Source organism: Alistipes sp. CAG:29 (genome assembly GCF_000435435.1).
GTDB classification, from domain to species: Bacteria; Bacteroidota; Bacteroidia; order Bacteroidales; family Rikenellaceae; genus Alistipes; species Alistipes onderdonkii.
In genome coordinates, this window is record NZ_FR893506.1 from 21120 (window position 1) to 47416 (window position 26297).

The 26297-nt window shown below is 61.4% G+C and carries 19 protein-coding genes and 1 pseudogene; 13 read left to right on the forward strand and 7 right to left on the reverse strand.

The window, feature by feature from the left end:
* From QVP03_RS12625 to QVP03_RS12640, 4 genes are all read right to left on the reverse strand, one after another.
* Positions 1-840, reverse strand: an 840-nt coding sequence (locus QVP03_RS12625; protein ID WP_288210818.1) for a 2-oxoacid:ferredoxin oxidoreductase subunit beta, incomplete at its 3' end; no start/stop codon positions are given.
* 4 nt (positions 841-844) lie between these two features.
* Positions 845-2689 (reverse strand): 2-oxoacid:acceptor oxidoreductase subunit alpha, encoded by a 1845-nt coding sequence (locus QVP03_RS12630; protein ID WP_022333753.1) that lies wholly within the window; start codon positions 2687-2689, stop codon positions 845-847.
* Between the two features lie 627 nt (positions 2690-3316).
* Complete coding sequence (locus tag QVP03_RS12635) at positions 3317-4252, reverse strand: NYN domain-containing protein (RefSeq protein ID WP_022333754.1); 936 nt, start codon at positions 4250-4252, stop codon at positions 3317-3319.
* 217 nt (positions 4253-4469) lie between these two features.
* Positions 4470-5141 (reverse strand): XRE family transcriptional regulator, encoded by a 672-nt coding sequence (locus tag QVP03_RS12640; RefSeq protein WP_022333755.1) that lies wholly within the window; start codon positions 5139-5141, stop codon positions 4470-4472.
* A gap of 143 nt (positions 5142-5284) precedes the next feature.
* Between QVP03_RS12640 and QVP03_RS12645 the strand changes: the two genes are divergently transcribed.
* From QVP03_RS12645 to QVP03_RS12655, 3 genes are all read left to right on the forward strand, one after another.
* Positions 5285-5569: a hypothetical protein gene (locus QVP03_RS12645; RefSeq protein ID WP_018696827.1), complete on the forward strand. Its 285-nt coding sequence runs from the start codon at positions 5285-5287 to the stop codon at positions 5567-5569.
* A gap of 567 nt (positions 5570-6136) precedes the next feature.
* Positions 6137-7546, forward strand: coding sequence for a phage terminase large subunit (terL, locus tag QVP03_RS12650; protein ID WP_288210819.1), 1410 nt, complete (start codon positions 6137-6139; stop codon positions 7544-7546).
* Positions 7547-7720: 174 nt separating this feature from the next.
* Positions 7721-8815, forward strand: a complete 1095-nt coding sequence (locus QVP03_RS12655; RefSeq protein ID WP_256166116.1) for an NAD(P)H-dependent flavin oxidoreductase — start codon at positions 7721-7723, stop codon at positions 8813-8815.
* Positions 8816-9007: 192 nt separating this feature from the next.
* Here QVP03_RS12655 and QVP03_RS12660 read toward each other — a convergent pair whose 3' ends face one another.
* Both QVP03_RS12660 and tsaD read right to left on the reverse strand, forming a co-directional pair.
* Complete coding sequence (locus QVP03_RS12660) at positions 9008-9727, reverse strand: M15 family metallopeptidase (RefSeq protein WP_022333758.1); 720 nt, start codon at positions 9725-9727, stop codon at positions 9008-9010.
* Positions 9728-9740: 13 nt separating this feature from the next.
* Positions 9741-10763 carry a tRNA (adenosine(37)-N6)-threonylcarbamoyltransferase complex transferase subunit TsaD gene (gene tsaD / locus QVP03_RS12665; RefSeq protein WP_022333759.1) on the reverse strand — a complete coding sequence of 341 codons (1023 nt, stop codon included), beginning with the start codon at positions 10761-10763 and terminating at the stop codon, positions 9741-9743.
* A gap of 59 nt (positions 10764-10822) precedes the next feature.
* Here tsaD and QVP03_RS12670 point away from each other — a divergent pair, with 59 nt between their 5' ends.
* Genes QVP03_RS12670 through QVP03_RS12700 form a run of 7 tightly spaced genes read left to right on the forward strand, consistent with a single transcriptional unit; the run spans position 10823 to position 20083 of the window.
* A complete protein-coding gene (locus QVP03_RS12670) occupies positions 10823-15403 on the forward strand; it encodes a translocation/assembly module TamB domain-containing protein (protein WP_022333760.1) in 4581 nt (1526 codons plus the stop codon).
* Positions 15404-15452: 49 nt separating this feature from the next.
* The gene (locus tag QVP03_RS12675) at positions 15453-16127 is read left to right on the forward strand and encodes a MotA/TolQ/ExbB proton channel family protein (RefSeq protein ID WP_018696962.1); all 675 of its coding nucleotides are present in this window, start codon (positions 15453-15455) and stop codon (positions 16125-16127) included.
* A gap of 6 nt (positions 16128-16133) precedes the next feature.
* A complete protein-coding gene (locus QVP03_RS12680; protein WP_022333761.1) occupies positions 16134-16541 on the forward strand; it encodes an ExbD/TolR family protein in 408 nt (135 codons plus the stop codon).
* A 7-nt stretch (positions 16542-16548) separates the two neighbouring features.
* A complete protein-coding gene (locus tag QVP03_RS12685) occupies positions 16549-17238 on the forward strand; it encodes a TonB family protein (RefSeq protein ID WP_022333762.1) in 690 nt (229 codons plus the stop codon).
* 20 nt (positions 17239-17258) lie between these two features.
* Positions 17259-17744: a DUF1573 domain-containing protein gene (locus QVP03_RS12690; protein WP_022333763.1), complete on the forward strand. Its 486-nt coding sequence runs from the start codon at positions 17259-17261 to the stop codon at positions 17742-17744.
* A gap of 1 nt (position 17745) precedes the next feature.
* Positions 17746-19053 (forward strand): amidohydrolase, encoded by a 1308-nt coding sequence (locus QVP03_RS12695; protein ID WP_018696958.1) that lies wholly within the window; start codon positions 17746-17748, stop codon positions 19051-19053.
* Positions 19054-19057: 4 nt separating this feature from the next.
* Complete coding sequence (locus QVP03_RS12700) at positions 19058-20083, forward strand: Gfo/Idh/MocA family protein (protein WP_195622859.1); 1026 nt, start codon at positions 19058-19060, stop codon at positions 20081-20083.
* Between the two features lie 437 nt (positions 20084-20520).
* Here the strand turns inward: QVP03_RS12700 and QVP03_RS12705 are convergent, their stop codons facing one another.
* Entirely contained in the window at positions 20521-22554 is a 2034-nt protein-coding gene (locus QVP03_RS12705; protein ID WP_022333765.1) for an alpha-amylase family glycosyl hydrolase, read from the reverse strand.
* A 104-nt stretch (positions 22555-22658) separates the two neighbouring features.
* On the opposite strand from QVP03_RS12705, the gene QVP03_RS12710 reads away from it, so the two are divergent.
* From QVP03_RS12710 to QVP03_RS12720, 3 genes and pseudogenes are all read left to right on the forward strand, one after another.
* The gene (locus QVP03_RS12710) at positions 22659-24215 is read left to right on the forward strand and encodes a peptide MFS transporter (RefSeq protein WP_022333766.1); all 1557 of its coding nucleotides are present in this window, start codon (positions 22659-22661) and stop codon (positions 24213-24215) included.
* Between the two features lie 418 nt (positions 24216-24633).
* On the forward strand, positions 24634-25284 hold the full coding sequence (locus tag QVP03_RS12715) for a TetR/AcrR family transcriptional regulator (protein ID WP_022333767.1): 651 nt from the start codon (positions 24634-24636) through the stop codon (positions 25282-25284).
* Between the two features lie 2 nt (positions 25285-25286).
* Positions 25287-26297 (forward strand): annotated as a pseudogene (locus tag QVP03_RS12720) (TolC family protein); the annotation flags it as partial.

The following is a 26297-nucleotide window of genomic DNA, read 5'->3' on the forward strand; positions in this document are numbered from 1 at the left end:
CGGGTCGCGCTCGGGGGCGTCGTGCGTCAGCACATCGTCCAGCGTGTAGCCGTCCTGGCCGACGGTCACGACCTTGAGCTTCATGTCCTCGAAGACGATTCCCTTCTCCATGTTGGCCCCGAACAGCATTTTCCCGCCGTGGCGCAGCGTGATCGTACGTTCGGCGCGCGTAGCCTTGTCGGCGGCGAATGCAGCGTGGGTCTTGTCGTTGAAAATCACGCAGTTTTGCAGTACTTCGATCACCGACATGCCTTTGTGCATCGCAGCGGCCACCATGCACTCCTTCGAAAGCTGCACCTCCATGTCGACCGAGCGGGCGAAGAACGTGCCTTTGGCGCCGATCACCAGTTCGCCGGGGTTGAACGGCTTTTCGACCGTGCCGTAGGGCGAGGTCTTGGTGATCTTGCCCAGCTTCGAGGTGGGGGAGTACTGCCCCTTGGTGAGGCCGTAGATCTCGTTGTTGAAGAGTATGACGTTCAGGTCGACATTGCGGCGGATGGCGTGTATGAAGTGGTTGCCGCCGATGGCCAGCGAGTCGCCGTCGCCCGTGGTGACCCAGACGCTGAGGCGCGGGTTGGCGACCTTGACACCCGTGGCCACGGCGTTGGCGCGGCCGTGCACCGAATGGAACCCGTAGGTCTTCATGTAATAGATGAACCGCGACGAGCAGCCGATGCCCGACACGAACGTGAAAAGGTTGTGCGGCGTGTCGGTCGCGTCGGCGATCTCGGGCAGCGCGCGCTGTACGGCGCTGAGGATGGCGTGGTCGCCGCATCCGGGGCACCAGCGTACCTCCTGGTCGCTTTTGAAATCCGCGGGGGTGTATTTGTATTCTGCCATGGCGTTATTTCAATAAGGATTCGAATTTTTGGCAAAGCTCTGCAACCGTGAAGGGCAGGCCCTCGCACTTGTTGTACTGTTCGTAGCGGAACTCCTGCAAACTTTGGCGCAGGTAGTTGGCGAACTGCCCTTCGTTCAGCTCGCAGACGACGATCTTGCGGAATTTCGAGAATATCTCGCGTACGCCGTGCGGCAGCGGGTTGATGTAGTTGAAATGGCACAGCGAAACGCGCTTGCCTTCGGCGCGCATCTGGTCGACGGCGTTTTGCAGGTGTCCGCGCGTACCTCCCCAGCCGACCACCAGTAGGTCGCCTTCCGGGGCGCCCCATACGGCCTGTGCCGGGATGTCGTCGATGGCTTTCGCCACCTTTTCGGCGCGGGTGCGTACCATTTTCTGGTGGTTCGACGGGTCGTGCGAGATACAACCCTTTACGCAGTCCTTTTCAAGGCCGCCGACACGGTGTTCCAGCCCCGCCTTGCCGGGGAATGCCCAGCCGCGGGCCAGGTTTTCGTTGCGCACGTAGGGCATGAAACCGCCTTCGGGGGCTTCGTCCACGATCGGCGGGGTGATGGCCGGGTAGTCCTTCATCGCGGGGATGCGCCACGGCTCCGAGCCGTTGGCGATGAACCCGTCGGTCAGCAGGATCACGGGGGTCATATGCTCCATGGCCAGGCGTCCGGCCTCGAATGCGTAGTGGAAGCAGTCGCTGGGCGACGATGCCGCCACGACGATCACGGGGCACTCGCCGTTGCGGCCGTAGAGCGCCTGCGCCAGATCGCTCTGCTCGGTCTTGGTCGGAAGTCCCGTCGAGGGGCCGCCGCGCTGTACGTCGACCACCACCAGCGGCAGTTCGGTCATCACGGCCAGTCCCAGCGCCTCGCTCTTGAGCGACAGGCCGGGACCCGAGGTGGTCGTCACGGCGAAGTTGCCTGCGAAGGCCGCGCCGATGGCGGTGCAGATGCCCGCGATTTCGTCTTCGGCCTGGACGGTCTTCACCCCGAGGTCTTTGCGCTTGGCCAGCTCTTCGAGGATTACGGTGGCCGGGGTGATCGGGTACGAGCCGCAGAAGAGCGGCAGCCCGGCCTTTTCGGCCGCGGCGCACAGACCCCATGCCGTGGCGACGTTACCGCTGATCGAGCGGTAGGTGCCTTTTTCGAGCGGTGCGGGCGCTACGGTGTAGGTGTTTGCGAACTGGTGCGTATTGGCTGCGTAGTCGTACCCCGCCCGGATGGCCAGCTTGTTGGCTTCGGCTATGGCGGGGTTCTTCTTTGCGAATTTGGTTTCGATATATTTGATTGCGTACGCTTCCGGCCTGTCGAACAGGTAGAAGCAGATGCCCAGTGCGAACATGTTTTTGCACTTGGTTACGGCCTTGTTGTCGAGGCCGGTCTCCCGGAGCACTTCGCGCGTCATCGAGGTGATGTCGGGAATGACGACGTTGTACTCGTCGAGTTGCAACTCGGCGATGGGGTCGAGCGTGGCGAAGCACGCCTTTTTGAGGTGGTCTTCGGTGATCGAATCGCCGTCGATGATGACCGTCGCACCCGGTTTGAGCCATTTGCGGTTGGCCTTGAGCGCTGCGGGGTTCATCGCCACCAGCACGTCGCAGTAGTCGCCGGGGTTGAGCTCCCGGTGGCTGCCGAAGTGAACCTGGAATCCAGATACGCCCGCCACGGTACCCTGTGGCGCGCGGATTTCGGCAGGGTAGTCGGGGAAGGTCGAGATCCCGTTCCCGAGCAGTGCCGAGGTGTCTGAGAAAAGCGTGCCCGTAAGCTGCATGCCGTCGCCCGAGTCGCCTGAAAAGCGGATCACGACATCCTGCAACTCCCGTACATTGGTTTTGTCCATGTCTTGTTTCGGATTAGTAGGGTTTTGAAAACAATATCACAAATATATAAATTTATTGTCAGATTGTTCACGGCGGATGACTTTTTTACGGCTCTAATCCGGCGGTTTTTTCTCTTTGTGCCTCCGTATTGCTGATAATCGCGCATTCAGAGGCTTGTTTCGCTGCTTGATCGTTACCGGATTTTGTAATTTTAATTGCGATTTGATAGTAGCGGCGTTATTAAAAAATTTTGCGAATGCTGCTTCCGGATTGTAAGTGCCGCTCCGGTTTTTTCGAGGTTATTCGCCTCCTGACGTTCTCTCTGCCGTTGCTTCCTCCGCTGTTTCTGCCGTTGTTCTTTCTGCTGTTTCGGCTGCTCCTGCGCTGTTCCCGTGCAGCTCCTGTGCCGGGCGCGCAACCCGGATTGGGGGCTATGCGAAAGGCCGCTGCAAGATTGCGTTGCAGCGGCCTCGTTGCTGTAACGTGCTTGTCGTTGCTGTAACGTGCTTGTTATGCCGCATCCGGCCGGGAAATCCTGCAGGGATAGTGCCCCGGAAAATCTTGCGGGGGGGGCCTGTGCTGCGTATTTTGCATGGGCGTCCGTGGTTCCCGCGTGGCTCGGTTGCCGGGACGGCAGGCTCGGACGTCTACCGGGTACGGTTTCGGACGTAGACGAGTTTCAGCTCTCCGTTTTCCGACGGACGCTCTTCGATTTCGACTATTTTCGAAAGGGATTTTACCAGCAGCGACAGTTTTTTGTACCCGTAATTGCGGGGGTCGAAATCCGGCATCTTCTTGGTGAGTACCCCGCCCACGATTCCGAGGAAGGCCCAGCCGCTGTCGTCGGCGGCGTCTTCGATCGTGTTTGCGAGCAGTGTCTTGAAATCGTCGTCGATCGGACGGATGATCGGCTGGGGCTGTGCCGTATCCGGAGCCGGGGCTACCTTTTTCTCCGCAGCGGCGGGTTCTGCGGGGGCTGCCTCCGCAGCAACGTGTTCCGCGACGGCTGCTTCCGGCATGTCTGTTTCGGGTGCATTGCGCCCCTGATGTTTTTTCGCGGTTTTTTTCGGCGTCGCAGCCTTTGCTGCCGGCACAGCTGCCGCTGTTTGTGCCGGTGCCGATACCGGAGCCGGGGCGGGTGCGGACTGCCCGAGTATCTCGACATAGATGAATTTGTCGCACGATTTGATGAACGGCTTGGGGGTCTTCTTCTCCCCGAAACCGAGTACTTCCCGTCCCGATTCGCGGATGCGGCTCGCCAGGCGGGTGTAGTCGCTGTCGCTCGACACGATGCAGAATCCGTTGACCGACTCTTTGTGCAGGATGTCCATCGCGTCGATTATCAGCGCCGAATCCGTCGCGTTCTTGCCTGTCGTGTAGGCGTATTGCTGGATCGGGGTGATCGAATTCTCGAGCAGCACGCTTTTCCATGCCGCGAATTTCGGGTCTGTGAAATCGCCGTAGATACGCTTGATTGTCGGCGTGCCGTAGTTGGCGATTTCGTCGAGTATGTCCTTGATTTTCCGGTGCGAGATGTTGTCGGCGTCGATCAGCACCGCGAATTTTTTATCGGATAGTTCCATGTCAGGCGGTTTTATTTTCCGAAAGATAGGAAATTTTTTCGGAATCAGGGTGCCGGTTCATCTTCTTTCGCGGCAGGTTCCCGGCTGCGGGTTCCGCCCTTCCCGCTTCAGCTGTGCCGTTTTTGCAGTACAATGTCCGGCAGCGGGTTTGCGGCGGACATCGGAGCGCTGCCGCCGGGACAGTTTCCCGGGAGAGACGTGCGCCCCGTCCGGGCCGCTACCGGATCGAGTTCATCCTGATGCTGGCCTTGACCAGCGCGATTGCCCTTATGCGGTTGAGCGCCACGTCCTTGTCTGCGTGGTGCGGGTTCTGGCTCACGAGTTTCACATACCCCTCGCGGTCGGATTTCTGAATGTATTTCACCGTCACGTACTCCTCGCCGTCGATGTCGATCGACAGCAGATACATGTCGCCCCAGAAGATGTCGTTGATGTCGCCCAGTTGTTTGTAAAGTACGATGTCGCCGCTTTTGAGCAGCGGGTACATCGAATCCCCTACGATATATATGGCGCCGTCGCATTTGGGCAGGTTGGGAATGTGGATGAAATTCACGGGTTTGGCCTGCGCCTGGTCGGCGAACAGCGGTACCAGCCCCGCCGTGCCCTCGATCGAGTAGAGAGGCACGCTCTGCAACGGCAGCGAATTGTCCGTGCGGTGCATGTAAGCTGTCAGGTCGGGTTCGGCGTTGAACATGTTGCCCTTGCCGTTTTCGAGCCATTCGGGATTTACGTTCAATTCCTGAACCAGAATGTTCCGGTTGCGTGCCGAGAGACCCGCCTTCCCGGTCTCGATCATCGAGAGGGCCGCCTTGCCGATGCCAAGCCGCTGTGCCAGTTGTTCTTGCGTCATCCCCAACTGTTTCCGTATCAGTTTTACCCGTTCGTTCATAGCTTTTAATCGGAAAATTTTATATTAAAAAATTGAATATTTTATTTGAAAATTCAATATTTGAACTTATCTTTGTCCTGCAAAGTTAAACAATTTATTTCTGCCTGCAAATTTATTTGCAAAAATCTTGCTAATTATCAACTATGTATTCGGTTTCATCTGAACTTTACCATGAGGCGGCGGCACGGTTGTCGGACGCCATCGACGGCGGGAACTATTTTTCGGGTTCGCTTGCGTTCCGCTTCGGCGATACGGACTGCCGCCTCACGGCGTCGGTCATCGTCTACCGCGGCCGCGTTTCGCTGCCCGAAGGGGTACGGCACCCCGTTACGGATCTCGTGCCCGTCTGGTGGGAATTCCACACCACGCAAGCCGGGGGCGAAGTGCTCAACGACTTCGATTTCTCCGAGCTGAAGCGCTACGTGTAGTCCGTCCCAACCGTTCCGGCCATCCCTCCGGGCCCGGCGCAGCCGCCGGAACGTCATTTTCTTCCGAACCTCCCGCCGCGGCGCCGCGCATAGGGTTCAAAAACCAAACCAATGTCTGTTAAAACCGACCCGGCCTCTGCGGAAATTCCTTCCGCAGAGGTTTTCGTACCTGCCGCCATCCTCGATCCCGATTTCCCCGGCCTTCGCGCCGCGCCCGTCCAGCCCGTTTCCAGCGTCCAGTTTGTCGCATCCGACCAGCCAGTTCCCACCGGATCTTCCGTTCCCAGTGACCAATCGGTTCCCTGCGATCAGTCCGTTCCCGGCGATATTTCCGTCGCACCCGACATTTCCGCTGTGCCCGGCCTTCGCGCCGCGCCCGGCCAGCCCCTTTCCTGCGTCCAGTCTGTACTCTCCGGTCAGCCCGTCGCGCCCGATATTTCCGCCGCGCCCGTCCGGCCTGCTTCTCCCGCCCAAGGTGCTATTGCCGGCCGGCCCGCCGTGCCCGGGTGCGGGGCGGTCTGCACGGATGGAGCCGGGTCGTCCGGGGCTCCCTCCTCTGCTGCGGGTGTGCCCCCTTCGTTCGGCACATTCGCGCTGGCGGTCTATCCCTTCCTCGAGCTGCAACCCTTCCACCGGGCGTATTACCGTGTGCTGGAGGCTTTTGCCGCCGGGCGCATCCGGCGTCTGATCGTCACCATGCCGCCCCAGCACGGCAAGCGCGTCGGCGCGACGACACTGCTTCCGGCCTACGTGCTGGGGCTCGATCCCGACCTGCGCGTTGCGATCGCCTCCTATTCCGGGGCGCTGGCTTCGAAATTCAACCGCCGCGTGCAACGTATCATCGAATCGCGCGAATATGCCGCGCTCTTTCCCGCCACGACCATCAAACAGGGGGCGAAGCCGCCCGGTTATATCCGTACGGCCGACGAAGTGGAGGTCATCGGCCGCCGCGGCGGGCTGCTCTCCGTCGGGCGCGAAGGGGCGCTCACGGGTAACCGAGTCGACTGCTTCATCCTCGACGACCTCTACAAGGATGCCCTCGAAGCCAATTCGCCCATCGTCCGCGCCAATTGCTGGGAGTGGTATACCTCGGTCGTGCGGACGCGCATGCACAACGCCTCGCGCGAACTGATCGTCTTCACACGCTGGCACGAAGAAGACCTTATCGGCACGCTCGCCGCGCGTGAACCCGTCGTCGAATTCACCCGCTGGGCGCAGCTCGACGGGCTGTCCCCCGACACATGGCTGCATCTGAATTTCGAGGCGCTGAAAACCTCGTCGCCTACCGAGGTCGACCCCCGTGTCCCTGGCGAGGCGTTGTGGGAAGGGCAGCAGGGGCGTGCGTTGCTCGAAGCCAAACGGCGGCTCGACCCGCTGCAATTCGAAAGTATGTACCAGGGGCATCCCTCGTCCCGCGAGGGTTTGCTCTACGGGCTGAACTTCGCCGAGTACGACCAGCTGCCGCACGAGATTGTCCGCCGCGCCAACTATACCGATACGGCCGATACGGGCGACGACTACCTCTGCTCGCTCTCGTATGCGGTCGATGCCGACGGGGTGGTCTACATCACCGATGCCGTCTATTCGCGTGAACCGATGGAGGTCACCGAACCGCTCGTGGCCGGGATGCTCCTGCGCTCCGATACGCGGCAGGCGGCCATCGAAAGCAATAACGGCGGCCGTGGTTTTGCACGCTCGGTGCAGGCTTTGGCACCCTCCGTGCGCATCGAATGGTTCCACCAGGGCGCCAACAAGGAGGCGCGTATCCTCTCCAATTCGGCCACGGCGCTGCACCTCGTGCGCTTTCCCCGGGGCTGGAACCTGCGCTGGCCGGAGCTATACGCCCACCTGACGACCTATCGCCGCCGGTTCCGCGCCAATCGCTGGCACGATGCCGCCGACGTGGTGACCGGTATCGTCGAGCGCGAAGCCCCCGGCCGCAACCGCGCCCGGGTGAGAGGTGTCCGGTTCCTGTAATTCCCGCTCCCCGGCGGCATGACGGGGCGCTGCATCCTCCGCCCGTGCCTTCCCGACGGTTCCGGCGCCGCCCGGCAGAGAATTAACAATTAATTCGTATGGGATATGGTGTGTTCCGTTTTGTTTTTCGTACCTTTGGTGCGGTTAATTAGGTTTGCACTAATCCACAACAAAATGAAAGCATTGAAAATCGGAAATTTGCTCGCTCCCGTCCCCATCGTGCAGGGCGGTATGGGCGTAGGCATATCGCTCGCAGGGCTGGCTTCGGCCGTTGCCGACCAGGGCGGCATCGGCGTCATTTCGTCGGCCGGCCTGGGAGTGATTTACAAAGACTATTCGAAAGATTACCGTACGGCCTCGATCTGGGGGCTGAAACAGGAACTGAAAAAGGCCCGCGAGGCCACGAAAGGCATCGTCGGCGTGAACGTCATGGTCGCCATGTCCAATTTCGCCGACATGGTCAGAACCGCCATCGCCGAGAAGGCGGACATCATCTTCTCGGGCGCCGGGCTGCCGCTCAACCTGCCGTCGTTCCTTACCGAAGGAGCCAAAACCAAACTGGCACCCATCGTATCGTCGGCGCGCGCCGCGAAACTGCTGTGCCAGAAATGGTTTGCAGAATATAAGTACATTCCCGACGCCATCGTGGTCGAAGGCCCCAAGGCGGGCGGCCACCTCGGCTATAAGGAGGAGCAGCTTGTCGACGAGCACTATGCGCTCGAGAGCATCGTCCCCGAAATCGTCGCCGAAGTACATGCGTTCGAGGCCGAGCACGGCTGCCATATCCCCGTCATCGCCGGCGGCGGTATCTATACCGGCGAGGATATCTACCGCATCATGTCGCTGGGCGCCGAGGGCGTGCAGATGGGCACCCGCTTCGTCACGACCGACGAGTGCGATGCCGACCCGGCCTTCAAGCAGAGCTACCTCGACGCCACGCAGCAGGATATCGAGATCATCAAGAGCCCCGTGGGCATGCCGGGGCGGGCCATCCACAGCTCGTTCCTCGACCGGGTGAAGGAGGGGTTGAAACGCCCCAAGAACTGCCCGTTCGACTGCATCAAGACGTGCGACGTGACGCACAGCCCTTACTGCATCATGCTGGCGCTCTACAACGCCTTCAAGGGAAAATTGCAGAACGGCTATGCCTTCTGCGGCGCCAACGCATGGCGGGCCGAAAAGATCCAGTCGGTGCGCGATCTGATGGCTTCGCTCAAAGCCGAGTACGACAATTTTTCGCTGAAGGGAAAACTCTTCGGCGTAAAATAATCCGGTCTCCGGAAAATCCGGGGATGCCCGGAGGAAAAAAGGCTCCCGACCTTTCGAGGTCGGGAGCCTTTGTGTTGTCCCGAACTGGCCGGATGCTGTCCCGGAATACCCGGGAGCGCTCCCGAATCGATCGTTGCCCTCCCGAAATAACCGCGGGCGGCCTCCCTGCGCAGTGCTGAGGCTTCCGGGCGGCTATTGCTTTTTCTCGAAATGCTGGTAGTCCTTCAGGCTTTTCCAGTGGCCGCCCCAGGTGAACCCGTGGCGCAGGAACTCCCGGCAGCAGGGGTCGTCCTCGGCGATCTTGTAGGGGAAATCCCGCTTCCGTTCGGCATATGGGGCAGCTTCCGCGGGGGCGACGACCGTGCGGCCGCCGTTCGTTTTGACATAAGGGTTGTAGAGCGGGTTGATGTCGACGGCCATGCCCCGGCTGTGGTTGGAGAGCACTCCGGTTCCCGCGATGAACCGGAAGTTGAATGCCGAAGAGTTGTTGGCCCGCATCGAAGGGCCGTCCTGTGCGTCGTATTCGTCGATCAGCACCATGCGTTCGATGGGGTAGGCCGCGTCGTAGAGCATCCGGAAGATTTCCAGCAGGTCGCCGCTTATGGCCTCGTTGCAGACCAGTTCGCCCAGCAGGGTTTCGCCTGCGAGGTTGCGGTGCAGCACCCGCAGGTAGCGGAGCTCCGAGCGGGGGACGGTGCAGTCCGGCTTGTAGGATTTGCCGTACATGCGCGCGAAGAGTGCGTCGCCGATCTCCGAACTGGCGAAACAGCGGTCGATGCCGTATTCCGCCACCGCTTCTTCCGAGACCTTTTCCCCGGCGCGCCATGCGCGAAGCCGCTCCGCATCGCCGTCGCCGGCGTATGCACTGCCGATCCCCGCCAGGAGCAGCACGAATGCCGCGAGCCGTTTCATCTTCCCGGCCGCATTACAGCTCTTCGAGCCGTGCCACGGGCGACACGTCGAGCGACGAGAAGTCGCCGTGCTGGTAGTGGTAGTAGCCTGCCATGGCGATCATCGCGGCGTTGTCGGTCGTGAACTTGAATTCCGGCAGGAACGTGCGCCAGCCGCGCTTGAGGCCCTGCTCGACGATGCCGTTGCGCAGTCCCGAGTTGGCCGATACGCCCCCGGCGATGGCGATGTCGCGGATGCCCGTGTCCTTCGACGCCCGTACCAGTTTGTCGAGCAGGATCTCCACGATCGTGCTCTGGAGCGACGCGCAGAGGTCGGCCTTGTTGCGCTCGATGAAATCGGGGTCGCCGGCCACGGCGTCGCGCAGCATATAGAGGAACGAGGTCTTGAGCCCCGAGAACGAATAGTCGTAGCCGTCGACATGGGGGTGTGCCAGGCGGAACGCCTTGGGGTTGCCCTCCTTTGCCAGGCGGTCGATCACCGGGCCGCCGGGGTAGGGCAGGCCCATGACTTTGGCGCATTTGTCGAACGCTTCGCCTGCGGCGTCGTCGATCGTCGTGCCGATGATCTCCATATCGAGCGGCGAATCCACGCGTACGATCTGCGTATGCCCGCCGCTGACCAGCAGGCAGAGGAACGGGAAGCCGGGATGGGGCAGTTCGCGGTCGGGCAGGTCGATGAAGTGCGAGAGGATATGCCCCTGCAGGTGGTTGACCTCGACCATCGGGATGTCGTGCGCCACCGAGAGCCCCTTGGCGAACGATACCCCGACGAGCAGCGAACCCAGCAGCCCGGGGCCGCGCGTGAAGGCGATGGCATCGATCTCCCCGACGGTGAGCCCGGCCTCTCGGAGTGCCGTGTCGACCACCGGTATGATGTTCTGCTGGTGCGCCCGCGAAGCCAGTTCGGGGATCACGCCGCCGTATTTAATGTGCACGGCCTGGGAGGCGATCACGTTCGACAGCAGCAGGTTGTTGCGGATCACGGCAGCCGACGTATCGTCGCACGAGGATTCGATGCCGAGAATTGTAATATCCATCCGGTTTTTCGTTTTTTTTAACTATTTTAGTTAAATTTGCAGGTTATAACGACCTATCAATGCGCAAAGGTATAAAAATATTGGGAAAGGTGTTCTCGGTAGCGGTTTTGTTGCTGATAATTCTGCCCATGGTGCTTTCGTTGCTGCTCGATATTCCCGCCGTGCAGAACTACGTGGTACAGAAAGCCGTGCGCATGGTATCCAGGAAGCTCGAAACCACCGTGAGCATCGACCGCGTGGACATCGGGCTTTTCAGCAAGGTCAAGGTCAAGGGTTTCTACGTCGAGGATTACCAGCGCGACACGCTGCTCTACGTCGGCAGCCTCGACGCCTACATCACGGGGCTGGGCATTTTCGGCGGCGGGGTGGTGTTCAGCCGCGGCGAGATCAGCGGGGCGAAGCTCTACCTGCGCGAGACCCCCGAGGGGGAGATGAACATCAAGCAGATCGTCAACCGCATCAGCGACCCCGACAAGCCCCGGAAGGGCAATTTCCGCCTGTCGCTGCGCAAGGCTTCCATCGAAGGCATGGATCTCTGCCTGGAGCGGCTCACGCGGCGCGACCCCGAATTCGGCATCGACTTCAGCCACATGCACCTCTACGGCATCTCGGCGCGTGTCGGCGACTTCACCATCGACGGGCAGTCGATCTACACCACCATCGAGGCCATGTCGGCCCGCGAGCGCAGCGGCTTCGTGCTCGACCGGTTCTCGGGACGTTTCTACCTCACGAACGGTGCGCTGGGCTTCGAGGATACCTCCGTCGTCACGCCCCGTTCGAACGTCGACATCCCCTACATTTCGCTCGTCGGCGATTCGTGGGCCGGCTACAAGGATTTCCTGGGCGAGGTGCGCATCGACGGCAAGCTGCGCAACAGCACCGTCTCCACGGACGACATCGCCTATTTCGCCCCGCGGCTCCGCGGGTGGCATACCGTTTTCAGCAATATCGACATCGAGGTCGCGGGCGTCGTCTCCGACTTCACGGGCAAGGTCAGGAGCCTACAGGTGGGCCAGGGGACGTGGTTCACGGCCGACGCCGCGATCAAGGGGCTGCCCGACATCCGCGCGACGCATTTCGACCTGACGATCCCGCGCCTGACCTCCACGGCCGAATCCATCGACGCCCTGGCTGCCGGCATCGGCGGCCGTGCGCTCTCCGACAAGCTGGTCGCGATCCTCGGGAATTCGGGCGACATCGACGTCAACGCCCGTTTCCGCGGGCTGCTCTCGTCGTTCGACATGCGGGTGGGTGCCAAGACCGACGTGGGCGGCATCGACTGTAACCTGCAGATGAGCCCCTTGCGCGACGGGCGCAGCAGCGTCAAGGGCGATGTGGCCGCGCGCAACCTCAGGCTGGGCGAACTGCTCGGCCGCCGCGACCTGCTGGGCAACGCCACGCTTACGGCCTTCGTCGATGGCGTCGTCGGGCGTGGTTTCACCGACGCCAATGTCGTGGGCAACGTCACGCAGCTGGGCTTCAACGGCTATGTCTACGATTCGCTGCGCCTCGACGGGCGGCTGCGCAACCGCGAGTTCGACGGCCGTATCACGGCACGCGACCCCAACCTCGATTTCGATTTCCTCGGCATGGTCGACTTCAACGACTCGGTGCCCCGTTACGACTTTACGATGGATCTGCGCCGTGCCGACCTGGCCCGGCTGCATGTCAACCGCCGCGACTCGGTCTCGGAACTTTCGGCGCATATCGTCGCCAAGGCCGGCGGCCGCTCGCTCGACGACCTGAACGGCCGCATCCGGGTTACCGACGTCCTCTACCGCTATAACGACAAGCAGCTCACGTCGAAGAGCATGACCGTCACGGGCGAGAACTCGGCCCGGAGCAAGTTGGTCGAACTGCGCTCGGACTTCGCCGACGCCACGTTCCGCAGCAAGACCAGCTACCGCGAGGTCTTCCGCTACCTGCGTGCGAGTGCCTGGAAATACCTGCCCCTGTTGCGGCACGGCGACGAGGAGTCGGTGCCCCGCGCATCGGGGGTGGCCGTCGCCAACGACTATTCGCTCCTCTCGGTCGACGTCCGCCATATCGACCCGATCGCAGATGCCATCTCACCCGGCCTGCAGGTCGCCGATGGCTCGTCGCTGCAATTGCTTTTCAACCCCGCGAGCGACCAGCTTTCGCTCAAGGCGACTTCGGAATATATCGAACGCAAACGTATGCTGGCCACGCGGCTCAACGTCAACGCTTCGAACCGGGGCGATTCGCTCACGGTCTATGCTTCGGCCGAAGACCTCTATGCGGGTATGCTCCACCTGCCGGGGCTTTCGCTCACGGGCGGTGCCAAGCAGGGGCGCGTGCAGCTTTCGGCAGGGTTCAACGATACGCTGCGCAAGGTATCCGGACTGGTGGGCGTCCGGGCTGACGTAGTCGACGAGCACGGGCCCAACGGCCGCATCGTCGACCTGCGCATCCTGCCGTCGCACATCACCCGCGGCTCGAAGACCTGGCAGATTTTCGCCCACAAGATACAAATCGACACGGCGCAGGTCGTGATCGACAAGTTCTTCGTGATGAACCGCGAGCAGGAATTGCTGCTGGACGGCATCGCATCGCGCAGCCGCGAGGATTCGGTGACGCTGCGCCTGCGCAATTTCGACCTCGCGCCCTTCACGCAGGTCATCGAACGCATGGGCTACGTCTTCGAGGGGCGCACCAACGGCTCCGCGACGATGAAATCAGCGCTCCATGCGGGCGAGATCACGGCCGACATCCTGCTCGACAGCCTTCAGGTCAACGACATACCCGCACCGCCGCTGCGCCTCACCTCGCGCTGGGATTTCCTGCGCAACCGTGCGGGGGTTACCGTCACCGACCGCCATAAGCGCGATACGCTGGTGCGGGGCTTCTACGCCCCGTCGCAGGTGCGCTACTATGCCCGTCTGGACGTCGACAGCCTCGACATGGGGCTGCTCGACCCGATCCTCACGGGCGTCATTTCCGATACCCGGGGGCACGCCTCCGCCGACCTGGTGCTCCAGGGGCAGCGCCGCGAGGCCGACCTCACGGGCGAAATCCGCGTCACGGGGCTGTCGACGTGCGTCGATTTCACACAGGTGCCCTACACCATGCCCCGGGCGGTGCTGAGCGTCAAGGGCAACCGCTTCCGGGCTTCGAACGTCCCGATATTCGACCCCGAGGGCAACGAGGGGCGCTTCGACATCGACCTGAGCCTGCAACACCTCTCGAACATCGCCTACGACGTACACGTCGCACCCCGGCAGATGATGGTGCTCAACACCACCCCGCAGGACAACGACTCTTTCTACGGCAAGGTCTACGCCACGGGTTCCGCCCGCATTTCGGGCGACAAGGGGCTCGTGAAGATGGATATCGCCGCCACGACCGACGACCGTTCGTCGTTCTTCATGCCGCTGTCCAGCAAGTCCAATATTTCGAGCGCCGACTTCGTGACCTTCAGGGAACCGGCCAGGGCCGATACCGTCGACAACCTCGCCCGCAAAAAAATGATGTTCGAACGCAAGCGGCAGCAGAAGTCCGACGCCGGCAGCCGGATGGATATCTCGCTGGCGCTGAACGTGCGGCCGGGCGTCGAGGTCGAACTCACCGTCTCGGGCAATACGCTCCGGGCGCGCGGCGACGGTACGCTCAACCTGCAGATCAACCCCCGTTCCAACGTCTTCGAGATGTACGGCGACTATACCATCACCGAGGGGAGCTTCCTCTTCTCGCTGCAGAACATCATCAACAAGAAGTTCGTCATCGAGGATGGCTCCACAATCCAGTGGACGGGCTCGCCGATGGATGCCATGCTCAACATCAACGCCATCTACAAGCTCAAGGCGTCGTTGCAGCCCCTGTTGCAGGGTACGTCCGACAACCTCGCGGCTGACCGTTCGGTGCCCGTGGAGTGCGTCATCCACCTCGGCGAGCGGCTTTCCAACCCGGCCGTCACCTTCGACGTGCATGTCCCCGGCACCGACCCCGAGACGCAGACCGTGATCGCCAATGCCCTCACCACGCCCGAGACGGTCGATACGCAGTTCGCCTACCTGTTGCTGTTCAACAGCTTCATGGGCGAGAACAGCTCGTCGTCGTCGAACATCGGCACCTCGGTCTCGGCCGCCACGGGTCTGGAATTCGTGTCGAACATGGTGAGCAACCTACTCTCGAATGACGACTACAACATCGTCATCCGCTACCGTCCCAAATCGGAACTGACCAGCGACGAAGTGGACTTCGGCCTTTCGAAGAGCCTGATCAACAACCGCCTGTTCGTCGAGGTCGAGGGCAACTACCTGATCGACAACAAGCAGGCTGTGAACAGTTCGATGTCCAACTTCATGGGCGAGGCGTACATCACCTACCTGATCGACCGTGCCGGGACGCTCAAGGCCAAGGCCTTCACGCAGACCATCGACCGTTTCGACGAGAACCAGGGTCTGCAGGAGACCGGCATCGGTATCTATTTCAAGGAGGATTTCAATAATTTCCGGGATCTGCGGCGGCGTATCAGGGAGCGCTTCACCAACAAGAAACGCAAGGCGCGGCGCGAAGCCCGGCGGCAGGCCGCCCGCGAGGAAAAGGAGCGGCTGCGGCAGCCGGCGGATACGCTTTCGGCCCTGCGGCCCGTTATGGATAAGAAGGACGAAAACAACTGAACGGCAGAAAAAGAACTCGAATCAAACAATAACAATTTTTCTTTAAACTATGATGACATTTTTGCAGGCCGCCGAGGCAGTGGCCACCAGTGAAGAAACCCGCATGGGACTTTGGAAACTGTTTTCGATGGGCGGCTGGCTGATGTGGCCGCTGCTGGCGCTGGGCGGCGTGACGATCTTCATCTTCGTCGAACGCTTCATGGCCATCCGCAAGGCGTCGGTGCTGGACATGAATTTCATGAACCGCATCCGCGACTACATTTCCGACGGCAAGATCCATACGGCCGTGAACCTGTGCAAGAAGACCGACACGCCGATCGCCCGCATGATCGAGAAGGGCATCGAGCGCATCGGCCGCCCGATGAGCGACGTGCAGACCGCCATCGAGAACGTCGCCAACCTCGAAGTCTCGAAGCTCGAAAACGGCCTTCCCTTTCTGGCGACGATCGCCGGCGGCGCCCCGATGATCGGTTTCCTCGGTACGGTGCTCGGTATGGTGCAGACCTTCATGGACATGGCAGCTGCGGGCGGCACGGTCGACCTGAGCCTGCTGGCCAGCGGCATGTACGTGGCGATGGTCACCACGGTCGGCGGTCTTATCGTCGGCATCCCGGCCTATTTCGGCTACAACTACCTCGTGGCACGCATCGAGAAGCTGGTCTTCCAGATGGAGGCCAACTCGATCGCCTTCATGGACATCCTGAATCAACCCGTTCAAAAATAACGCGCTATGGCAATCAAACACGGATCGAAAGTCGATAAATCCTTCTCGGCATCGTCGATGACCGACCTGATGTTCCTGCTGCTGCTGTTCCTGCTGATCGCTACGACGCTGATCAACCCCAATGCCCTGAAGCTGATGCTTCCCAAGAGCTCGAACCAGCTTAAGGACAAGGCGATGACCACGGTGTCGATTCAGGATACGGGGCACGGTAAGTACCGCTACTATGTCGAATTGCAGGACGTGGGTTCGGTCGAGGGCGTGGAACGGGCGCTCAAATCGCGCCTTGACGGGCAGAAAGACGCTACCGTGTCGCTTCATTGCGACAAATCGGTCGCCGTCGACGAAGTCGTCAAGGTGATGAACGTAGCCAAGGACAACAATTACAAACTCATTCTGGCGACCTCGCCGAATTAAAGGCCCTATGTACTATTACGACCCGAACGGCAAGTCGCCCCGCAGGTGGGCGGCGATCGCGGCGGCAGCCTATGTGCTGCTGATCGCCGCTTCGTTCGCATTGGTCTCGTTCGATTTCCGGAAGATCCACGACAAACCCGGCGATACGATCCTGGTCGATTTCACCGAACCGCCTGTCCCCGAGCGCCCCAAGCCGCCCGTGAAGGCGGCTACCGAGCCCCGCGTGCATGACAAGGCCGCCCCCGTGGAACAGACCGCGCAGGTGGCGGGCAAGGACGAGACGACGCAGACGCCCAACCCCAAAGCGCTGTTCAAGATGAACAAGGGCGGGGCCGACGAACCCGACAATGCGGGCAACCCCCGCGCGCCCCAGGGCGAGGACAAGGCGAGCGGCGACGGCCCGGGGCTGAACCCCGACGGGCTCGACCAGCTCGACCAGGGGCTCCAGGGACGCGGCCTTGTGGGCAACCTGCCCAAACCTTCGTATCCCGGTTCGAAGAGCGGGAAAGTCGTCATCCGCGTTACGGTGGACGCCAAGGGCAAGGTGACGGGCGCTTCCTACGAACCGAAAGGCTCGACGACCGATGCCGCCGAGCTTGTCGAGGCGGCGAAGAGCGCGGCGCTGAAGGCCCGCTTCACGGAGAGCCGCGCCACGCTGCAGGGCGGGACGATCACTTATGTTTTCCGTATGGAGTAATTTTTGAAACGAGCGTATACATGCGAACCTTATTACTGACAATCCTCGGGTGCCTGGCCTTCACGGCGGGACATGCCGGGGCGGCGGCGCAAAACCCGGCCCCGGAAACGGCCGGGGCGCAGCAGGACGCGAAGGCGCGGGGGGCGCACCTTCGCATGGAGGTCGCCGGCCACGATTTCGGCGACGTACCCCGCAAGGGCGGCGACCTGGTGCGGGAATTTACCTTTACCAACGACGGCACGGCGCCGCTCGTGGTGACGCGCGTCATCACGTCGTGCTCGTGCCTCAAGGCGTCGTTCCCCAAACGTCCCGTACCGCCCGGCGGACAGGGCGTGATCCGCATCACCTACGAACCCCACAAGAGCGAACCGGGCGTGTTCAACAAGGTGATCCAGGTCTATTCGAACTCCGTGGACGGACGCGATGTCATCACCGTGCAGGGCAATTCGATCGACACCCCGCCGCGCAAGATTAAGACCGGCAAAGTGAAAGTGAAATACAAATAATATGGACATCCTGTTTACCAACGCAACGATCCTGCCGATGACGGCGGCCGGGGACGAACCCAGAACCTTCACGGGGGCTGTGGGCGTCGCGGGCAACCGCATCGCGCTCGTCACTGCGTCCGGCTCCGAAGCCGACGCGTTCCGCACCTGCAGTCCCGGCGTGCGGGTCATCGACTGCACGGGCCGGCTCCTGATGCCGGGCCTTGTGAATACGCATTGCCATGCGGCCATGACGCTGCAACGCAGCTATGCCGACGACATCGCCCTGATGGAGTGGCTCAACGACTATATATGGCCTTTCGAGGCGCGCCAGACGGCCGACGACGTGGCGCTGGGCATGACGCTCGGCATCGTCGAGATGCTCCTGGGCGGCGTCACCTCGTTCGTGGACATGTATTACCACGAGAACCGCTGCGTGGAGGTCGCCCGGCGGCTGGGCATCCGCGCGATGCTGGGCTGCAACTATTTCGACAACAATGTCGACGAGGTGCTGCCCGAGGCGGAGAAGGCCGTTGCGCTGGCTGCTGACTGCGACCGCATACAGATTGCCCTCGCACCCCATTCGCCCTATACCGTGTCGCCCGAAAACCTGCGGCGCGGCAAGGAGCTGGCCCGCAAATGGGGGCTGCATTTCATGACCCATATCGCCGAGACGCGGGACGAGGTGCGCATCGTGCGCGAAAAATACGCCGCGACACCCGTCGAGCACCTCGATGCGCTGGGTATGCTCGATGACAAGACCATCGGCGCACACTGCATCCATGTCACCGACAGCGACATCCGCACGCTGGCCCAGCGGGGGGTGGCCGTGTCGCACAACCCGCAGAGCAACATGAAGATTTCGAGCGGCGTGGCTCCTGTCGAGAAGATGCGGGCCGCGGGTGCGCTGGTGACCATCGGCACCGACGGCACCTGCTCGAACAACGACCTCGACATGTTCGAGGAGCTGCGCACGGCGGCCTTCCTGCAAAAATCCGCCACGGGCGATCCCGTGGCGCTCCCGGCCTACGAGGCGCTGAAGCTGGCTACGGTCAACGGCGCCCGCGCCATGGGCTATGCGGAGGGTGAGCTGGGCGTCATCCGCCCTGGGGCGCTGGCCGACCTGATCGTCGTCGACCTGCAGAAACCCCACTTGCAGCCGATCCACGACCTGGTCTCGAACCTGGTCTATTGCGGCAAGGCGTCGGATGTCGACACGGTGGTGGTCGACGGCCGCATCGTGGTCGAAAACCGCCGTGTGGCCGGTGTCGACCTGCCGAAGCTGTACGCCGACGTCGCCGCGGCCGTGGAACGCATAACCGGGAGATAAGGGAATGCCGGGGAAAATTCGATTCGGTATGGTCGGCACCGGGTTCATCGCCGACTGGGTGCTGGCCGGGGCGCGGCAGGACGCGCGCTTCGAGGCCGTGGCGATCTGTTCGCGTTCGCAGGAGAGGGCCGACGCCTTCGCTGCGAAGCACGGCATCCCGCACACCTTCACCTCGCTCGGGCAGATGGCGGCAAGCCCGCTCGTCGACGCCGTTTACATCGCCACGCCCAATTTCCTGCACGCTTCGCAGAGCATCCTCTGCATGCGCCACGGCAAGCACGTGCTGTGCGAGAAGCCCCTGGCCTCCAATGCCCGCGAGGCGCGGCAGATGGTCGCTGTCGCCCGCGAATGCGGCGTCACGCTCATGGAGGCCATGATCTCGACGCTCAACCCCAATTTCCGCGTCGTGCAGGAGTACCTGCCCCGGCTCGGGACGATCCGCCGCTATTTCGCCAGCTTCTGCCAGTACTCCTCGCGCTACGACAAGTTCCGGCAGGGGATCGTGCTCAACGCCTTTAACCCCGAACTGTCGAACGGCGCCATGATGGACATCGGGGTCTATACCGTCTATCCGATGGTCGCGCTGTTCGGGCGTCCGCTGGAGGTCGAAGCGCAGGGCATCGTCCTCTCCTCGGGTGCCGACGGGCAGGGCGCCGTCAATTTCCGCTACGAGGGGATGAATGCCACGGTGCTCTACTCCAAGATCGCCAATTCGTCGCTTCCGTCCGAGATCCAGGGCGAGGAGGGCAACCTGTTGCTGGACGCCATCCACACCATCCGCGACGTGGCGTACCTTCCGCGCCCGGCGGCCGCTTCGGGGCGGGGCGACGCCCCCGTCCGCCACAGCGTCGGGCTCCCCCTGGAGAAGGATACCTATTATTATGAGGTCGCGGAGTTCATCGACCTCATCGAACAGGGACGGATAGAATCCACCGTCAACAGCCACGAAAACTCGCTCGTGACGATGGAGATCATCGACCAGGTGCGCCGCCAGCTGGGCGTGTCCTATCCCGCCGACAGGTTGCCGTAGAGGTGTAGCGCTTGTCCGTCCGGGAACCTTTCTCCCCGTCCGGCGGCCTCCTTTTCCGGCCGACCAACGCCGTTGCGCGTCCCAAGCCCGCCATTTGCGACCGACAAGCGTTGCAGCCCTGCCCGCAGCCTGCCTTTTGCGGCCGACCAACGCTGTTGCGCGCCCCAAGCCCGCCTTTTGCGGCCGACAAACACTGTTGCCCTGCCCGGAATGCGCCTTTCCCGGCCGACAAACTGCCTCAGACCGGGAGCGTTGCGGCCCGAAAGCCCGCCTCTTTGCCGGCAACCGCGGTTGCGCGACCCGGAGCCTGCCCTTTCCGTCCGGTAAGGGTTATCCCTGCCCGAGGATAAAACAGCACGGCCTGTCCCATGCGGGGACAGGCCGTGCTGTTTGTCATCTCCGGCGGGTTTTCGTCGGTGCGGAGGACGCACCCGCCGCTATTTTTTCCGCAGGTAAACCGTGGCCGTGCGCGAGGTGTTGTAGATGCGGATATGGGGCCGTTCGGTGTTGTCTCCGTCGCGTGCCGGGAACGAGAAATGCTCGGCGTCCATCGCCTGCCGCTGCTGCCCTCCGAAACGCCGCTCGTCGGTCGAGAGCACGGGCACATACTTGCCCGGCGCCTGCACGGGCAGTTCGTAGTCGGGGATCGAGGCCGTGGGGTGCCAGTTGAATACGAACAGCAGGTCGCCGTGCGAGAAAACCATCGTCTTGTTGCACTCGTCCATCGCGAGGTTCCAGGCATAACCGTCCGCGAGTACCTTGTAACGCTTCACCAGCTTTATCATCGCCTTGTCGAAATCCCCCAGCCACGAGTAGCGCAGGAACCCGTTCTTCGCCAGCGACCATTGCCGCCGGGCGTGGGCGTAGCTCCAGCCGTTGCCTTCGCGCGGGAAGTCGATCCACTCGGGGTGCCCGAACTCGTTGCCCATGAAGTTGAGGTAGGCCTGCCCGCCCGTCGAGATGGTCATCAGGCGGATCATCTTGTGCAGCGCCATGCCGCGGTCGATCACGATATTCTCCGACGCCTTGTCCATGTGGAAATACATCTCCTTGTCCATCAGCCGGAATGCCAGCGTCTTGTCGCCCACCAGCGCCTGGTCGTGCGATTCGGCATAGGCCACGGTTTTCACTTCGGGCAGGCGGTTGGTCATGACGTCCCACATTTCCCATATGTTCCACTCCTCGTCGGGCACCTCCTTCAGCTCCTTGATCCAGAAGTCGGGGATCGCCATCCCCAGCCGGTAGTCGAACCCGATGCCGCCGTCGGCGATGGGGATGCACATGCCCGGCATTCCGCTCACGTCCTCGGCGATGGTCACGGCCGCCGGCCGGAAGTCGTGCACCAGGCGGTTGGCGAGCGTCAGGTAGGTCAGCGCGTCGCGGTTGACCCCCTCGTCGAAGAAGCGTTCGCGGCAGTCGAAGTCGACATAGCCGTGGTGGTGGTAGATCATCGACGTCACGCCGTCGAAGCGGTAGCCGTCGAAATGGAACTCGTCGAGCCAGTACTTGACGTTCGACAGCAGGAAATGCTGTACCTCGTCCTTGCCGTAGTCGAAGAGCTTCGAGTCCCAGTAGGGCTGGTAGCCGGCCTTGCCGGGCAGCGAGTACAGATGGTCGGTGCCGTCCAGTTCGTCGATGCCTTCGTTGAGGTTGCGGACATAGTGGGCATGCACCAGATCCATGATGACCGCCAGCCCCAGCTCGTGGGCGCGGCGCACCAGCTCCTTCAGCTCCTCGGGCGTGCCGCAGCGCGATGCGGGTGCGAAGAAACTCGACACGTGGTAACCGAACGACCCGTAATAGGGGTGCTCGGCGATGGCCATGAGCTGCACGGCGTTGTAGCCGTCCTTTTTTATTATAGGTAGTATTTTCTCCGTGAATTCGCGGTAGGTGCCCACGCCCTCCTTCTCCTGCGCCATGCCCACATGGGCCTCGTAGATCAGCAGGCTGCCGTTCTTCGAGGCGTCGAACGCGTCGCCCCGCCAGTCGAACGGCTCCGGCGCCCAGAACTGGGCCGTGTAATTCTTCGTCGCCTCGTCCTGCACCACGCGCGTGGCATAGGCCGGGATGCGGTCTTTCCAGCCGTTGTCGCCGTGGACATGGAGCTTGTAGAGCGACCCGTGGCGGAGCCGGTCGCGGTACATCGCCTCCGGGAAGAAGGCGCTCCATACGCCGTGCGCGTCGCGCTGCATACGTATCTCGGTACGCTGCCAGTTGTTGAAATCGCCGAAGACGTAGACGTCGTGCGCGCCCGGCAGCCATTCGCGCAGCCACCATCCGTCGAGCAGCTCGTCCCGCTGCCAGCCGAAATAACGGTAGCCGTTGGCGTAGTCGACGATCGAGCCTGCCGCCTGCTCGATCGCGTTTATTTTGTCCGTATACCGTTCGTAGCGGCGGTTGAGCTCCTGCTCGGCGGGGAGCAGCCACTCGTCGCGTTCTACGATCGGGAGCCTGCGGGTCGTTTTTTCCATAGCGGTTTTCCTTTTATACAAATATATGAATTTTTTTTCTATCTTTGTCCAAGACTAAAAAACAGCACCTTATTAAAAAAAATTACTAAAACCAAAATCAACTTATGAAAGGACAACCCAAAGGACTGATCGCGGCGGCCCTTGCCAATATGGGCGAGCGTTTCGGTTTCTACATCATGATGGCTATCCTGACCTTGTTCATCTCCGCCAAGTTCGGCCTGAACGAAACGACCGCGGGGTATATCTATTCGGGATTCTATGCTTCGATTTACCTGTTGGCGCTCGTCGGCGGTATCATTGCCGACAAAACCCGCAACTACAAGGGAACCATCATGTGGGGGCTCGTGGTGATGTCGCTGGGCTACCTGATTATCGCCATCCCCACGCCGACGCCCGTGTCCAGCCTGCCGCTCTACCTGACGCTGACGTGCGTGGGCCTGCTGGTGATAGCCTTCGGCAACGGCCTTTTCAAGGGCAATCTCCAGGCGCTCGTGGGGCAGATGTACGACAACAAGGAGTTCAGCGCCAAGCGTGAGTCGGGTTTCCAGATTTTCTACATGTTCATTAACATCGGGGGCTTCTTCGCGCCGTTCGTCGCCATCGGCGTGCGCAACTGGTGGCTCAAGGTCAACAATTTCGACTATAACGCCAAGCTGCCCGAGTTGTGCCACGAATACCTTGCCAAGGGCGAGCATATGGCCGGCGAGGGGCTTGCCAACCTCACGTCGTACGCCAATTCGGCCTACCTCGACGGCACGCCCGTGTCGGCTGCCGGCCTGCACGATTTCTGCAACGGCTACCTCGATGTCTTCAACCGCGGTTTCCACTATGCGTTCATCGCGGCCATCGTGATGATGCTCGTGTCGCTGGTCATCTACCTGTCCAACAAACGGCGCTTCCCCGACCCGTCGAAGAAAGCCGCGGCCGGCGGTGTCAAGGCTTCGGCCGAGGAGATCACCATGTCGGCGCAGGAGATCCGCCAGCGCATCTACGCACTGTTCGCCGTGTTCGGCGTCGTGATCTTCTTCTGGGTTTCGTTCCACCAGAACGGCTATTCGCTGACCTATTTCGCACGTGACTACGTCAACCTCGACGTCATCAACATCAACCTGGGCTTCACGACCATCAAGGGCGCCGAGATTTTCCAGAGCGTCAACCCCTTCTTCGTCGTGACCCTCACGCCGCTGATCATGTGGTTCTTCGGTTGGCTGCGCAAACGCAACATCGAGGTTTCGACCCCGATGAAGATCGCCATCGGTATGGGTATCGCCGCCACGGCCTACCTCTTCCTGATGTTCTTCTCGTTCGCACTGCCCGACAAGGCCGCCCTCGCAGGCATGAAGGCCGACCAGGTGCAGTCGATCCTGGTGACCCCGTGGGTCATGGTGGGCCTCTATTTCATCCTTACCGTCGCTGAGCTCTTCATCTCGCCCCTCGGACTGGCATTTGTATCGAAGGTGGCGCCCCCGCACATGCAGGGCCTTATGCAGGGCTTCTGGCTGGCCGCTACGGCCGTGGGCAATGCGCTGCTGTTCGTCGGCGGATGGCTCTACATGCACACCCCGATGTGGGCTACATGGTGCGTCTTCGTCGCGGCCTGCGGCATGTCGATGCTCGTCATGCTCTCGATGGTTCGCTGGCTCGAACGGGTGACGAAATAACCTCGTGTTATATTCCTTTATGGCCGCTGCGGTTTGTCCGCAGCGGCTTTTTTTGTTTTTTCGCAAGGCGGGAGCGAGGGCGTGGGTGCCCGGTGCGGCTCTCGATGGTATGTGTTCCCTGCTGCGCCCGTGATCCGGCAGGTATGTCCTGCTGTGCATGCCCCGGCACCCGTAGTGCGCTGCCCCCCCCCGGTCTGTCTCGCCCGGCATGCGTTGCGGCAGTATGCCCGGCGTCTCCCCGGATACGATCCCTACCGGCCTGAACGGAGGCGGGACACCTCGCTCATTGTTCGTCTTTACTGCTTTGTTCGCCGTTCGGTGTGTTATTTGCTGATGAAACGGAAGAAAATAGAAAACTTTTTTGGTTTCATGAGTTTTCTTTCTATATTTGCCTCCGGATCCGAAATATTTGAATGCAATGACCCCTCCTCAGAAAGAACGCATTATCGACCAGGCCATGCATATGTTTGTCTCGCAGGGCATCAAGTCGGTACGAATGGACGACATCGCGCAGCAGCTCGGGGTGTCGAAACGGACGCTCTATGAGATGTTCGGCGACAAGGAAGGCCTGCTCTACCTGGCCATGGAACGCTATTCCGAACGTAACCGCCAGCGGTGGAACGAACTCACGGCCGATGCGCGCAACGTCCTCGAAGCCATGTTTATGGTGCTGGGCGAAGTGATGGACAACGCCGAGGTTTCGCGCCGCATGATGGACAACCTCAGGAAGTTTTATCCCGCCGTACACGACAAACTGATGCGCGAAGGGATGGTGAAAAACCGTACGAGTCTGCGTTCGATGCTCGAACAGGGGGTCGGGGACGGGCTGTTTGTCAATAATTTCAACATCGACCTCTCGATTTCGGTACTCTACTATACGGCTTCGGCTATCGTGACGCGCCGCGAGCTGATGCTGCCCGACGGGATGTCCGAGCGCGAGGCTTTCGTGCAGATCATCAGCAATTTTTTCCGCGGCATTTCGACTGCCAAGGGCCTGCAGCTGATCGACGACAACCTGAAACGGTACAAACTGTCGAAAACGGGAAATAAATTGAATTTGGATAGATGACTATGAAAAAACTGATTCTGACATTGTGCCTCGCGGCAACGGGTACGTTTGCTGCCGTGGCGCAGATGCGCCTCACGCTCGACCAGGCCCTCGACCTGGCGCTGAGCGAGAACCCTACCGTCAAGGTCGCCGAGATGGAGGTGCAGCGCTACGACTATGTGAAACGCCAGACATGGGGCGGCCTGCTGCCGCAGGTGTCGGTGACCGGGCAGGTCAACCACAGCTTCATCGTGCAGCAGATGTCCAAGGGCTTCTCGCTGGGCAACGACCCCTATACGACGCTCAGCGGGGCCGTGGATGCTTCGGTGCCGCTCTTCGCGCCGCAGGTTTACCGCATGATGAAGATGAACGACAAGCAGATGGCCACGGCCGTCGAAGCGGCGCGTTCGTCGCGCATCACGCTGACGGCCGAAGTCAAAAAGGCCTTCTACAACATCCTGCTTGCCGAGCAGTCGCTCGACGTGCTCCGCGAGTCGCAGGCCACCGTACAGCGTACGGTCGACGATACGCAGGTGCAGTACCAGAACGGCCTGACCTCGGAATACGATCTGCTGACGGCGCAGGTGCAGCTCAGCAACCTGAAACCCTCGATCCTCCAGACCGAAAACTCGATCCGCATCGCCAAGCTGATGCTCAAGATGTACCTTTCGATCCCCGAGCAGGTCGATATCGAGGTCGAAGGCGAGCTGGACGCCATGCGCGACAAGGTGCTCGCCGGAACCGAGGGGCTTACGACCGACACTTCGGACAACTCCGACCTGCGCACGCTCGAACTGCAGGAGGATTTGCTCCGCCTCCAGCTCAAGGCCGAGAATGCGAGCCGCCTGCCGACCATCGGGGCGTTCGGCAACTTCACCCTCACCGGGAACAACATGGGCTCGGTGTCGTTCGACCAGGCGACGATGGAAATGACGACGATCAAGGACGGCTATTTCTGGCAGAACCCGCTTTCCGCCGGCATCCGCGTCTCCGTGCCGCTCTTTTCGGGGCTGACGAAGATGAACCGCTCGCGC